Source organism: Alishewanella sp. BS5-314 (genome assembly GCF_025377695.1).
GTDB classification, from domain to species: domain Bacteria; phylum Pseudomonadota; class Gammaproteobacteria; order Enterobacterales; family Alteromonadaceae; genus Alishewanella; species Alishewanella aestuarii.
Map to the genome: position 1 here is coordinate 820022 of NZ_JACEHJ010000002.1, position 13079 is coordinate 833100.

Here is a 13079-nt window from a genome sequence, read left to right on the forward strand (position 1 = left end):
CGATGCTTCGCGCAGAGTGGTTAACAGATTTAAGTCAAATCTCTGAAAATTGCTGGCTTACGCTCTTTCAATCAGGCTTTCCATTCACCGATCACGCTTTTCTTAATGCGCTGGCGAACGGAAAAAGTGTTGATAGTAATAGCGGTTGGCAAAGCCAGCATCTTGCCGTTTGGCAAGGCGAGCAGTTGGTTGCCTTAGTACCTGGCTACTTAAAAACTCACTCTTATGGCGAGTATCTGTTTGACTGGCAAATTGCGCAGGCCTATCAGCAATTGCAGTTACCGTATTATCCAAAATGGATAGCGGCGCTGCCGTTTACGCCGGTGACCGGGCCAAGGCTTGGCATGCGGCAAGGCACTGATCAATATGCGGTGCTACACGTGGTTTGTCAGTTTCTAAAAGCTGAGCTAAACCAAGGTAAGCTACATAGTGTGCAGTGGCTCTACCCAGAGGCTGAGCTAGCTACGTCCTTAGCAGAGCAGGGGCTATGGCTTAGATATGATGTGCAATTTCTCTGGCAAAATCAGCGTTACACAGATTTTAACGACTTTCTGGCTAGGCTGAACTCGCGCAAACGCAAACAAATTGCCAAGGAGCGCGCCGCCTGTACCGGACTTAGCTTGCAAACTCTGACCGGTGAGCAGCTTACCGATAACCACTGGCAACAATTGATCCGTTGTTATCAGGCCACTTACCTCAAACGTTCCGGCCATCACGGCTATATCACGCCACAAAGCTTTCAACTAATGGCGAAAACAATGGCGACACAGATCGTAGTATTTGCGGCTTTTGACTCGCAACAACCGCAGCAGATTGTTGCTGCTGCACTCTGTTTTCGGGGTAAGGATGCGCTTTATGGCCGTTACTGGGGGGCACTGGAACACAATGATTATCTGCATTTTGAGCTTTGTTACTATCAGGGTATTGAGTATTGCATCAAGCGGGGATTAGCGTTTTTTGATGCCGGTGCTCAAGGTGAACATAAGCTAAAACGCGGTTTTGCTCCGGTACTACGCTATGGTGCCTACTGTTTTGCTGATACGCCGTTATCAGCTGCGATCCAGGGCTATTTCAAACAAGAGCAGCGGCATTTGCAGCACTATCTTCAAGCTGCAGAGGCGGCTTTACCCTACAAAGCTCTGGTTAAATAAAGCTCTGGTTGAATAAATGGGTATTGAAGCAGCGGCTAGCGTTTAAACCAGAGTAGCCGGTTATTCGCCGGCATCGCGATATCCTGCTGTAGCAAAAAACCTTGTGCCGCAGCCAGTTGCAGAATGTCTTCGCAATGGCGAATACCCATCGCCGGATCCCGACTTTTTAAGCTGGCATCAAAAGCCTGGTTACTGGCGCTGGTAAATTCGCCTTGATAGTTAAAAGGCCCATAGATACATAGCGTTGCTTCTTGTGCGGCAAACTCATCTAAGCGCCTAAACAGGCGCTTAACCAGTTGCCAACTGATAATATGTAAGGTATTGGCAGTAAAAATACCATCAAATCGCTGCGCGGGCGCGCTGTCATTGCTGATATCCAGTGCCAGGGGTAACGGCAAATTGGCTAAAGCCGCACGGCGGATCCGTTCAGCCAGTGCCGGTAAATTGCAGTGCTGATCGCTGCTTTGCCAGCTAAGGTGAGCCAGCTGACTGGCGAAGTAAACCGCATGCTGGCCAGTACCACTGCCAATTTCCAGTACCTGCTGGCAATTGGCAAAAGCCTGATTTAATACCGACAGAATAGGAGACTTATTATTTTCACAGGCTTGCGAGTAGGGTAGATCGCTATCGTTCATCGTTATCACACTTATCTTAGGTTTGCTCACAGTCTGTAGCAGCGGTTTCCAGTAGTAATTGCGCCCAAAGCGCCGCACCTTTAGCCGAAGGATGAAAGCCGTCTGCTGCCAGCAGCTCCGGGCTTAACGGCAGCTTAGCATCAACCATTACTGCATTGGGCCACTGGGCTAGCTCTTGCGTTAAAACCTTGTTTAACAACCGGGCCTTCAACCCAAGCCACTGATTTAACGGCCAGGGTAGCGCGGTAAACTGCTGCATCGGAGGTATAGCGCTGATAATAATCTGTGGCGACTGAAATCGGTTGCTAAGCAATGTGAGTAATTCCCGACACTGCTCGAGGTACTGGCGATTTCCGGTCAGAGCAGTGACATTATTCACGCCAATCGAAACATAGATCTGATCAAAGCGTTGCTCTGGCAGATCTTGCAGTAACTTAACCAGCCCGTTACAACAGAGACCGCTTTGCGCGACTAATTGCCATTCTACTGTGTTCGTAACTGCTAACGCCCGGGTAAGGTAGCCTGCCAGCGCTTGTTGCTGCGAAGCGATACCGGCACCAGCTGCCGCCGAGTCACCGCAAATCAAAACTCTTAATACAGATTGTTGTGCAGCATTGCTTGCAGCAATACTGCCAGCTCTGTCACCAGTGGCTTCCGGTAACCGCACAGCCAGCTTGCGCAGGCGCTTGCCTTGCCAAAGTAATAATGGCCAAAGCAGAGCAGTGACCAAGTACCAAAATACCTGCATATAAGCTGTTCTCAAAACTCGCTATAAATCCGAAGTTAGGATTATAACACTAAATCTATCAAATACAGTTGCTTAGACATTTCCAGCATTTAATACATTTAACATAATATACATTATGGGCTATTATAGCTTAGGCGAAGAAAGCTTTTAAAATAGACATAGCCAGTCTAACCAACCCTTTGGCCGCTTGACCTCGTCCCATAAGCTTAATCACCTTAGCAGACTAACCGCAATAACTATTAGTCTTTTCTCCGGCACCATTTTCGCTTAAGGTGAGTAACAAATTATGTAACCCTCTATGACAGGATGTTGAATGAAGCGGATACTTACTGCAGCGTTATTAATTTTTCCTCTTGCGGCACTGGCCAACGACCAATACAGCCAACGCCGATGTGATTCCCTCAATGCAGAGCGTGAAACCATTAGAAAGCGTTTTAACAGTGGTTATGGTGTTTCTGAACGCAATTATTTGAACAAACGCGATCGTGAGCTATTTATGCTCATATCAACCCATTGTAAGAAACCAGTCCAGGAACGTCGGTTAAGTTCAATACAAACACCGGTGCGCTCTGAGCAAACTACGAGCTATTCCGCTACAACGTCTTCTGTTACACGCTCACCCAGGGCAAACTTCAGTGCTAGAAACCACGTTTTCTCACCTGAAAAAAGTGCTGCCTGGGATGCTTTTTACAAGATCCCCGCTCGTTGCCGCAGCAGAGATACTGCACCAGAGGATTTTGTATTCTGCGCAGAGGATAAAGCCGACCAACGTCGCGAGTTTGAGCGCCAATGGTCTAAGCAAAACCCATAGATGGTTGTGTGCCATTTAGGTACCGCCTAGCGTTGCTTTTTAGCCCATTCGATGTGCTGTTGGACTTTATCGCTCGTCAGCAGCAATGCCAGGCTGTTGTATTCTTTAGCCAGGGTCATTTCGTCGTAAAACCGATGGATAGTCTTATGACACAGCATACAAAGCATAATGCCGGCTTGAAGCTGAGCTTTGTCATAATGCTTTTTAAAAAACGCCCGGCGATGCATTTTTCTTGGAATAAGATGATGAAAGGTTAATTCGACTTGCCGTTGGCACAGCATGCAGTGTTGAGCCGCAGTGGTTGGCATTACGACATCCAATCATGTTTTATGTTACAGCACATAAGCAGCTATACGCTGTAGTCTTCACTTTAGCTCAAATCTCAATCTTGCAGCGGTTTAATACCAACCTGAGTAATATCGCCTTGCTCATTTATTTCACGTACCGTTAAAAGTAACTGATCCAGCTTCACCTGATCACCTATTACCACCCGGCGATGGAAACGTTCGCTAATATAGGCAGACAGCGTCTGCTCCCGATTTAACTCTGCCATATTAATGGTATAGAACGCATCTAAATCACTCAGGCTAACTGCGCCATTGAGTAAGAAATCACCGAAGAAGTTACTGTTATCCAACACGCTCTTTTCAGCATCACTGGCGAGGATTTCGCTTAGCTTTTTCACATGTTTTAAATGCGACAACACCATAATGGTATCACCGGCGGCGATAGCAGGATCTTCACTGGCTTGTAGCCAGTCACCATCCCGGATCAGCCCAAGATACTGCACCGGCAGCTGTACGCCGAGTTGTTGCCAGCGCATCGTTAGTACCGGTGAACGTGATGTCACTTTATAGGCCAGTACTTCCATCACATCTTTTGATGGCACCGCATCCAGTGGCATGGCCTGGTCAGGCTCAAGCTCTGCCGGAACTTCCAGTTTTAACCAACGGGCTACCGGGATCAAACTCCAGCCTTGTAACACCAGCGAGACAATAACCACCACAAAGGCGACGTCAAAATATAGGTGCTCATTTGGCACACCGGCCAGCCATGGAAACAGCGCCAGAATAATAGGCACCGCGCCTCTTAAGCCAACCCAGCTGATAAAGAGTTGATCGCGCATCGGGAATTTAAACGGGATCAAACAGATAAATACAGCCAGTGGCCTGGCGATAAAGATCAGCACCCCCGCTATTAATAATGCATGCCACAGATGATCCATCAGGTTGCCGGGTGAAACCAGCAGACCTAACATTAAGAACATACTGATTTGGCTGATCCAGGCAAGACCGTCGTGCATCCGCAGAATATGGATGATCTGAGGTAAGCGCGCGTTACCCACGATATAACCCATCAGGTAAACCGCCAGAAAACCGCTGCCACCAAAGGAGTTTGTCAGTGCGTAAATCATAATACTGCTGGCCACTGCCAGCAGTGGAAAGAATGCAAAGCTTAGCGGCAGCTTACGGCACAAGAATACGAATACCCTGCCCGCACCATAACCCATAGCAGCGCCGACTACGGCTTGCTGCAAAAAGGTCACCAGGACAAAGGCATCCAGCGCCTTGTCCTGAGCCAGCAGCGAAACCAGCGTCAGCGTCAGAATAACCGCCATCGGATCGTTACTACCGGATTCGATCTCCAATGTCGACGCCACCCGCTCTTTAATTTTTAGCCGCTGTGACTGGAAAATCGAAAATACGGCCGCAGCATCAGTAGAGCTTAGGATGGCGCCAAGCAACAAACCTTCAATCCAACCCAAGCCAAGTAAATAGGCAGCTGCCACCCCGACAGTGCCACAGGTAATCACCACTCCCAGCGTTGCTAACATCGACGCCGGCGCCAAGGCAACCCGAAATCGCTCCGGGTGCGTCCGCATACCGCCGTCGAACAGAATAATCACCAGCGCGATGGAGCCGATCAAAAAGGCAATCTGAGGGTTAGCGAACTGGATACCCCCTATTCCATCCTCACCGGCGACCATTCCAATCAGCAGGAACACCAATAGCATAGGTGCACCGAGCCGCGCCGAAATCAGCGTGGCGATAATACTGATAAAGAACAATAAGGCGCCGGCCAGTATGGCCAGGTTAATTCCATCCATTTATGTTGCTCCGCTAACAGCATACTGCCAGCGGTAACTGGCAGTATGGAGTGCACCAGGATCCGGTGCCGCTGTACCGAGAATAGCGGATTGGGCGGGCCTATTACCAGTCTTTAACGTAAATTGCTGGTTTTTAGCTTAAAAATCAGGCAAGTTCGTCAACAATTGCCTTTAAAGCGCTAAGCGGATCAGCGGCTTTAGTGATTGGCCGGCCAATGACCATATAATCAACGCCCGCCAGCTGTGCCGCTTTGGGTGTCATCACCCGGCGTTGATCGTCTGCAGTGCTGTTGGCCGGTCGGATCCCCGGAGTAACCAGTTGAAACTGCTGACCAAATTGCTGCTTTAACAAAGTCGCTTCCTGCGCTGAGCACACTACACCATCCAGACCCGCTGCAGCAGTTAACGCCGCCAGTTTTTGTACCTGCTGTGCTGGCGTAAGCATAATGCCCAGTTCCGTTAAATCCGCTTGCTCCATACTGGTCAGCACAGTCACGGCGATCAGTTTGGGGGCCTGAGCGCCAAAAGGCAGTAGCGCTTCTTTGGCGGCCTGCATCATGCGACTGCCGCCACTGGCATGGACGTTTACCATCCAAACGCCAAGCTCGGCCGCTGCCGCCACTGCTTTGGCTACCGTATTCGGAATATCATGAAACTTCAGATCCAGGAAAACCTCAAAGCCTCGCTGTTGCAGCGCTTTAACAAAGTCAGGTCCGAAATGAGTAAACATCTCCTTGCCCACTTTTAACCGGCACAGGCTGGGATCTAACTGGCTAACCAGATTAAGCGCTTGCTGCTGCTGTTCGAAATCCAGCGCAACAATCACAGGCGAACGACAAGACATGAGGTATCCTTTAGCTAAAAATTAACGGCCATCGATCCCGGCAATGGGTTCTACAGTCTCCCACTGCTGACAGGACGGACATAACCAATAAGGTTGACGGGTTTTAAAGCCACAACTGCGGCAACTATACAGGGCTTTGGAGTCGAGATAGGCGTTTACCAGCTCTTCCACCGAGATCAGTGCCTCGGCAGCCAGCGCCGATTGCTGCTGACGCAGCTGCAATAATTTCTGGAATAAGCGGATATTCGGCTGTTGCCGCAGTTTAGGTAATAAATATTGCTCTGCGGCGGCGGCAGATTGATGTTCAGCCAGGTGGTCCGTTAGTAACAAACAGGCACTGATATTATGCTTGTCTGCCAGTGGGCTGAGTAACTGTTGCCATTCGGTCACGTCCAACTGACATTGCTGCAATAATGGCAGTAGCTCTGCTGCCCATTGTACGCGCTGCTTTAACACACTCAGTATTGCCGCTTTCGCCACTGCCGGCTGCTGTTCAGCCAATGCCTGACGGGCCAGCGCAACGCGAGGCCGGATCGCTTGTGGAAAATGCTCCGCCAGTTGCTGCAGGCGGTTCAGATCCAGCTGTTGGCTTTTTTCCAGATGCTGAATTTGCATATTTGCCAACATAATGCGCAAACTACGCGATTGGGTTTTCTCAACCGCCGGTTGCAATGCTACGGCTTTTTGTGGCTCATGGGTGGCCAGGAAGATACTGAATAGCTGTTTCAGCACAGCTTCACGCAATATCTCATTATCGGTTAGAGGTAGAAGTAGGTATTCGGCGCGGTCAAACAAACCGGCAGAAAAGTAGTCTTTTGCCAGTTCAAACTGGATCTGCTGTGCTTTGTTTTTTGGCAGTTTTAGCTGGTGCAGCTTTTCATGAATTTTTATCGCCTTGTCCCAATCGCCTTTGCGCCGGAACAGGTTTGCCAGTGCCAGATAGGTATCAATAGTAGCGGCTTCAATATCCAGCAGTTCCAGCAGTTGCTCTATGGCCTTATCTTCCTGATCGGTGAGCAGAAAGTTCAAACCAGATGACAGATTGCGGGTAACGTCAGCTCTGCCCTTAAGCTCTTTGGTTTTCAGGCTATTTCGTCCCATAAACCAACCATAAGCAGCGGCAACAGGAAGTAACAGAAATAGCAGTTCAGGCATAGCGGTCAGGCTTTATCAGCGGTTTTACTAAACCAGCCCCGGGTTTTACGTTGTAGCGAGAAGAGCAAACTGAATACCAGGCCCAGAAGTAAGCCGGTGAGTAAAAAAATCACGGCGATATCGACGACGCGCAATTCCAGTCTGACGACCAGTAAATTCAGCTCAGTGAGTTGTTGATTAGTGGAGCCGAGTAAAAAACCCAGCAAGATTACCAGCAGCGTGAAAAAAATAAAAACCAGTCTACGCAACACTCAGCTCCGTTAAGTTTGCCGATAACAAGCAATAACTATCAGGTGTTATCTTTTACCCGATCCCGCAGTTCTTTACCGGGCTTGAAGTGTGGCACGTATTTGCCATCTAACTCAACCTTGTCGCCGGTTTTGGGATTACGGCCAACACGGGGGGCGCGATAATGCAGCGAAAAGCTACCAAAACCACGAATTTCAATACGTTCGCTGGAAGCAAGCGATTGTGCCATCTGCTCCAGAATTTCTTTTACAGACGCTTCAACATCTTTGACCTGAATATGGGGGAAACTGGTGGCAAGCTTTTCAATTAATTCAGATTTGGTCATAGACCCTCCGGCATACCTGCGTGTAGAGAAAGCAGGAGGCTTAGGCCCCCTGCTTCACTGGCATTTTAGTCCTGCTTTTGAGCAGCTTTAAATGCTTCAGCCATAGCGTTTACACCAAAGTCAGCATCTTGTTGCTTGCTGTTGATGTTATCCATAGCTTCTTTTTCTTCAGCTTCAAACTTGGCTTTGATAGACAGGCTGATTACGCGGTTCTTACGATCCACGCCCATCAGACGGGCTTCAATGGCTTCGCCAACTTTCAGCGCTGTAGTAGCGTCTTCAACGCGATCACGTGAAATATCAGACACGCGAACGTAACCTTCAACACCACCTTCTAACATCACAGTAGCGCCTTTAGCGTCAACGGCTGAAACTTCACCTTTAACGATAGCACCTTTTTTGTTGTCAGCAAGGTAATCATTGAACGGATCTTCGTCCAGTTGTTTGATACCTAAAGAGATACGCTCACGCTCTGGGTCAACTTGCAGTACAACAGCGTGTACTTCGTCGCCTTTCTTGAATTCACGAACTGCATCTTCGCCGGTAGAGTTCCAGCTGATGTCAGATAAGTGAACCAGACCGTCGATGCCGCCGTCCAGACCGATGAAGATACCGAAGTCAGTGATAGACTTGATCTTACCGCTTACGCGATCGCCCTTGTTGAAGCCCTTAGCGAACTCTTCCCATGGGTTAGCTTTACACTGTTTCAGACCTAAAGAAATACGACGACGTTCTTCATCGATTTCCAGAACCATAACTTCCACTGCATCACCCAGGTTAACAACCTTAGATGGGTGGATGTTCTTGTTGGTCCAGTCCATTTCAGATACGTGTACTAAGCCTTCTACGCCTTCTTCGATTTCTACGAAGCAGCCGTAATCAGTCAGGTTAGTTACGCGACCAGAAATTTTCGCGCCTTCTGGGTAACGTGAAGCGATAGCTGCCCACGGATCTTCGCCCATTTGCTTCAGGCCTAAAGATACGCGTTGCTTATCACGGTCGAACTTCAGTACTTTAACTGGAATTTCGTCGCCAACGTTAACGATTTCGCTTGGGTGCTTAACGCGCTTCCACGCCATATCAGTGATATGCAGTAAGCCGTCTACGCCGCCTAAGTCTACGAAAGCACCGTAGTCAGTCAGGTTCTTAACGATACCCTTAACTTCCATGCCTTCTTCTAAGTTTTCTAACAGCTGGTCACGTTCCTGGCTGCTCTCAGATTCGATCACGGCACGACGTGATACCACCACGTTGTTACGCTTCTGATCCAGCTTGATAACTTTGAATTCCAGCTCTTTGTGCTCTAAGTGTGCTGTATCACGTACCGGACGTACGTCTACTAATGAACCAGGCAGGAAAGCGCGGATGCCGTCAACTTCAACCGTGAAGCCACCTTTAACTTTACCAGTGATAACACCGATAACAGTTTCTTTGTCTTCACAAGCTTTTTCCAGGCGAACCCAGGCTTCATGACGCTTAGCTTTCTCGCGAGACAGTAAGGTTTCACCGAAACCATCTTCGATAGCGTCTAAGGCTACGTCGATGATGTCACCCACGTTCACTTCGATTTCGCCGCTCAGAGATTTGAACTGCTCAACCGGAATGGCTGCTTCTGATTTCAGACCGGCGTCAACCATAACGACGTCTTTCAGAACAGCAACAACAGTACCTTTAACGATGGCACCTGGGCGGGTTTCGATGGCTTTGAGGCTTTCCTCAAATAATAAAGCAAAATTTTCAGTCATAGTCACTTTTTCGGTTAAGTGCTCCACTTCACATCTTGTGTTATGGGGTTGCTAAATTTACCAGTAAGCATCCGTGTTACTGGCTGTCCAACATGCAGCTTCGGCCTGGTTCACCGGTTGTGCACAGGCAATTTGCCTTGCACCACCTGCAGCACCTCTTGCAGCACTTGTTCAATAGTTTTACCGGTCGAATCCAGCATATAGGCGTCCGCAGCCGGTTTTAGCGGTGCCGTCGCGCGATTGGTATCCCGATCGTCGCGGGCCTGGATTTCGCTTAAAAGGTCGCCGATATTAACATCAAAACCCTTTTGTTTCAACTCTAAAAAGCGCCGGTTGGCGCGCTCTTGCGCGGTGGCGGTTAAAAAGATTTTAACTTCAGCCTGTGGGAATACGACTGTACCCATATCACGGCCGTCGGCGACTAAACCCGGTTGTTCGGCAAAGGCGCGCTGGCGACGCAGCAGTGCTTCACGCACTGTGGGTAAGGACGCAATTTTTGATGCCATTTCAGCCACTTCCTGCGTACGGATACTGTGGCTAACATTTTCACCTTCCAGGATCACCAGGGTATTACCGGCTTCGTCACTGGCAAACTGCACATCCAGGTGCGCGGCCAGTGGTTGCAGCGCTGCTTCATCAGCGGCATCAATCTGATGATGCATCGCCGCCAGCGCTAACACCCGGTATATGGCGCCGCTGTCGAGTAACTGCCATCCCAGTTGCTGCGCAACTAAACGGCTGATCGTACCTTTACCCGCGCCACCAGGGCCATCGATAGTAATAACAGGTGCATTAAGTGGCATCCTACCCCCAGAAAACAGATTAATAGCTATTGAAAACGGCGCATATTATACAGCTTTTTATGACAAAAGCTGTGTTTAACTGCGGTGGAGAAAAAGAAAACGCGTAGCCGGCTTGGTTACGCGTTTTGACCGAGAGAGCCGGTTTTACTGGCTCAGCTGCCGGAATACCTCAAAGTATTGCGGGAAAGTTTTAGCGGTACAATCCGGATCTTCAATGGTTACCGGCGTATCACTTAATGCGACCAGTGAGAAACACATCGCCATCCGATGGTCATTATAGGTGGCAATGCTGGCATGCTTTAGCTGCGCCGGTGGCGTGATTTTCAGATAATCTTCGCCTTCTTCTACCTCAGCACCAACTTTTCTTAGCTCTGTTGCCATCGCTGCCAGCCGATCGGTTTCTTTAACCCGCCAGTTATAAACATTGCGGATCACCGTCGGCCCTTTGGCAAACAGCGCCGTGGTGGCAATGGTCATCGCAGCATCCGGAATGGCGTTATAATCACGGTCAATGCCAGTTAATTGGTTACGAGTAACGGCGATATAGTCACTGGCCCATTCCACTGTGGCGCCCATCGCCTCCAGCGCATCGGCAAAGTGAATATCACCCTGCACCGCATCTTTACCAATGCCGGTGACTTTAATGGTACCGCCTTTAATCGCCGCGGCCGCCAAAAAGTAGGACGCCGATGACGCATCGCCCTCAACCAGCCAGTGGCCCGGTGAGCGGTAACGCCGGTTACCCGTTACCAAAAAACGCTGATATTGCTGATTTTCCACCGTGACACCAAAGCGTGCCATCAATGCCAGCGTGATATCGATATAGGGTTTTGAAACCAGCTCACCGTCAATCAGGATCTCGCTATCGCCGTCAAGCAGTGGCGCTACCATCAGCACCGCCGTTAAGAACTGACTGGAGATACTGCCATCAATCCGCATTGTACCAGCACTAAGGGATTTACCTTTGATCCGCAGTGGCGGAAAACCATCCAGCTCCAGATACTGAATATCGGCATCAAGTTGGCGCAGTGTGTCGACCAGATGACCGATCGGCCGCTCATACATCCGAGGTTCGCCAGTTAGCGTCACATCAACATTAGACGCGGCCAGGGCCGCCGTTAACGGTCGCATCGCGGTGCCGGCATTACCTAAAAATAACGTTAGCGCATGCGGATGATGAAATAAACCACCCAGACCATGTACTTCGCATTCGGTACGACAGGCTGATAACTTATAACTGACGCCGAGCGCCGTTAAAGCGTTCAGCATATGCTTAACATCATCGCTGTCGAGCAAGTTGGTAATGCGGGTCGTGCCTTCGGCCAGTGCAGCTAACAGCAGGACCCGGTTAGAGATACTTTTCGAGCCGGGTAAATGCACTTCACCGGCCACTTTTGCGATAGGTTGCAGGGTTAGGGTTTTCATCCGTGTACCCTCTCAAACTCCTGCATAAAGCTGACCAGCGTTTGTACGCCCGCCAACGGCATCGCATTATAAATACTGGCGCGCATGCCGCCGACCATGCGGTGCCCCTTTAACGCCAGTAATCCATGTTGCTCGGCTTCGGTTACGAACAGATCGTTTAAGCGCTCATCGGCCAGGAAAAACGGCACATTCATCCAGGAACGATATGCCGTATCAACGTCGTTGCGGTAAAAATCACTTTGATCGATAAACTGATACAGCGTCTGAGCTTTTTGCTGATTTAATTTCGCCATTGCCGCCACACCGCCCTGAGCTTTTAACCATTTAAACACTAAACCGGCCAGATACCAGGCATAGGTTGGTGGCGTGTTAAACATGCTGTCATTTTCGGCCGCCAGGCGGTAATCCAGTACCGCCGGAATGGCGCTGTTGGGCGCCGGCAATAAATCTTCTCGGACTATGGCAACGGTCAGGCCTGAGGGGCCGATATTCTTCTGCGCGCCGGCATAAATCAAACCGTAGCGGCTGACATCCAGTGGCCGCGATAAAATGGTCGATGACAGATCCGCAACTAACGGCACTGAGGTTTGCGGTAAGGTCGAGAACTCGAGGCCATCAACGGTTTCGTTCGGGCAAAAGTGCGCATAGGCCGCAGCTGAGTTAATCTGCCAGTCTGCTGGACTTAGCAAACTACGGTTGCCATCGGCGTTCTTAACGCGGATATCCTGCGCATTAATCTGACCAAACTTAGTCCCTTCTTCAACCGCTGCGGATGACCAGGCACCAGAGACAAAATAGTCGGCGCTTTGACCGGCCTTTAATAAATTAAGCGGCACGGCGGAAAACTGGCCACGGCCACCACCGTGCATAAACAGCACCTTGTAGTTGGTGGGGATCGCCAGTAAATCGCGCAGGTCTTGTTCCGCGTCAGCGGCAACTTTAATAAAAGGCTTACTGCGATGGCTCAGCTCCATTACCGAGCAGCCCTGGCCTTGCCAGTTCACAAATTCCTGCTGGGCTTGCGCCATTACTTCAACAGGCAGCATCGCCGGGCCAGCGCAAAAATTATAGGTTGTCATGG

13 protein-coding genes and 1 pseudogene are annotated in these 13079 nt (G+C 49.7%); 2 read left to right on the plus strand and 12 right to left on the minus strand.

Annotation, left to right across the window (positions count from 1 at the left end):
* Window positions 1-2 precede the first annotated feature (2 nt).
* Window positions 3-1151 carry a GNAT family N-acetyltransferase gene (locus H1D31_RS08365; protein WP_261257672.1) on the plus strand — a complete coding sequence of 383 codons (1149 nt, stop codon included), beginning with the start codon at window positions 3-5 and terminating at the stop codon, window positions 1149-1151.
* A gap of 35 nt (window positions 1152-1186) precedes the next feature.
* On the opposite strand, the gene H1D31_RS08370 is transcribed toward H1D31_RS08365, so the two are convergent.
* Window positions 1187-1786: a class I SAM-dependent methyltransferase gene (locus H1D31_RS08370; protein ID WP_261257675.1), complete on the minus strand. Its 600-nt coding sequence runs from the start codon at window positions 1784-1786 to the stop codon at window positions 1187-1189.
* A gap of 16 nt (window positions 1787-1802) precedes the next feature.
* On the minus strand, window positions 1803-2516 hold the full coding sequence (locus H1D31_RS08375; RefSeq protein WP_261257677.1) for an SGNH/GDSL hydrolase family protein: 714 nt from the start codon (window positions 2514-2516) through the stop codon (window positions 1803-1805).
* A gap of 331 nt (window positions 2517-2847) precedes the next feature.
* Here H1D31_RS08375 and H1D31_RS08380 point away from each other — a divergent pair, with 331 nt between their 5' ends.
* A complete protein-coding gene (locus H1D31_RS08380; RefSeq protein ID WP_138984171.1) occupies window positions 2848-3345 on the plus strand; it encodes a hypothetical protein in 498 nt (165 codons plus the stop codon).
* 26 nt (window positions 3346-3371) lie between these two features.
* Here H1D31_RS08380 and H1D31_RS08385 read toward each other — a convergent pair whose 3' ends face one another.
* The 10 genes and pseudogenes from H1D31_RS08385 to serC form a co-directional block, all read right to left on the minus strand.
* Complete coding sequence (locus H1D31_RS08385; protein WP_261257682.1) at window positions 3372-3653, minus strand: hypothetical protein; 282 nt, start codon at window positions 3651-3653, stop codon at window positions 3372-3374.
* Between the two features lie 74 nt (window positions 3654-3727).
* On the minus strand, window positions 3728-5452 hold the full coding sequence (locus H1D31_RS08390; protein ID WP_261257684.1) for a potassium/proton antiporter: 1725 nt from the start codon (window positions 5450-5452) through the stop codon (window positions 3728-3730).
* Window positions 5453-5597: 145 nt separating this feature from the next.
* Window positions 5598-6296, minus strand: coding sequence for an orotidine-5'-phosphate decarboxylase (gene pyrF, locus H1D31_RS08395; protein WP_261257686.1), 699 nt, complete (start codon window positions 6294-6296; stop codon window positions 5598-5600).
* Between the two features lie 21 nt (window positions 6297-6317).
* Entirely contained in the window at window positions 6318-7451 is a 1134-nt protein-coding gene (locus H1D31_RS08400) for an N-acetylglucosaminyl transferase (protein ID WP_261257688.1), read from the minus strand.
* A 5-nt stretch (window positions 7452-7456) separates the two neighbouring features.
* Window positions 7457-7702 carry a DUF1049 domain-containing protein gene (locus H1D31_RS08405; protein ID WP_008608520.1) on the minus strand — a complete coding sequence of 82 codons (246 nt, stop codon included), beginning with the start codon at window positions 7700-7702 and terminating at the stop codon, window positions 7457-7459.
* A 38-nt stretch (window positions 7703-7740) separates the two neighbouring features.
* Window positions 7741-8049: pseudogene (gene ihfB / locus H1D31_RS08410) on the minus strand (integration host factor subunit beta); the annotation flags it as partial.
* A 41-nt stretch (window positions 8050-8090) separates the two neighbouring features.
* Window positions 8091-9770 carry a 30S ribosomal protein S1 gene (gene rpsA, locus H1D31_RS08415; protein WP_008949235.1) on the minus strand — a complete coding sequence of 560 codons (1680 nt, stop codon included), beginning with the start codon at window positions 9768-9770 and terminating at the stop codon, window positions 8091-8093.
* A gap of 110 nt (window positions 9771-9880) precedes the next feature.
* A complete protein-coding gene (gene cmk, locus H1D31_RS08420; protein ID WP_008608517.1) occupies window positions 9881-10573 on the minus strand; it encodes a (d)CMP kinase in 693 nt (230 codons plus the stop codon).
* Between the two features lie 144 nt (window positions 10574-10717).
* A complete protein-coding gene (aroA, locus tag H1D31_RS08425) occupies window positions 10718-11998 on the minus strand; it encodes a 3-phosphoshikimate 1-carboxyvinyltransferase (RefSeq protein ID WP_261257692.1) in 1281 nt (426 codons plus the stop codon).
* A complete protein-coding gene (gene serC / locus H1D31_RS08430; protein WP_261257693.1) occupies window positions 11995-13077 on the minus strand; it encodes a 3-phosphoserine/phosphohydroxythreonine transaminase in 1083 nt (360 codons plus the stop codon). The genes aroA and serC overlap by 4 nt, the downstream gene beginning before the upstream one ends.
* Window positions 13078-13079: the final 2 nt, after the last annotated feature.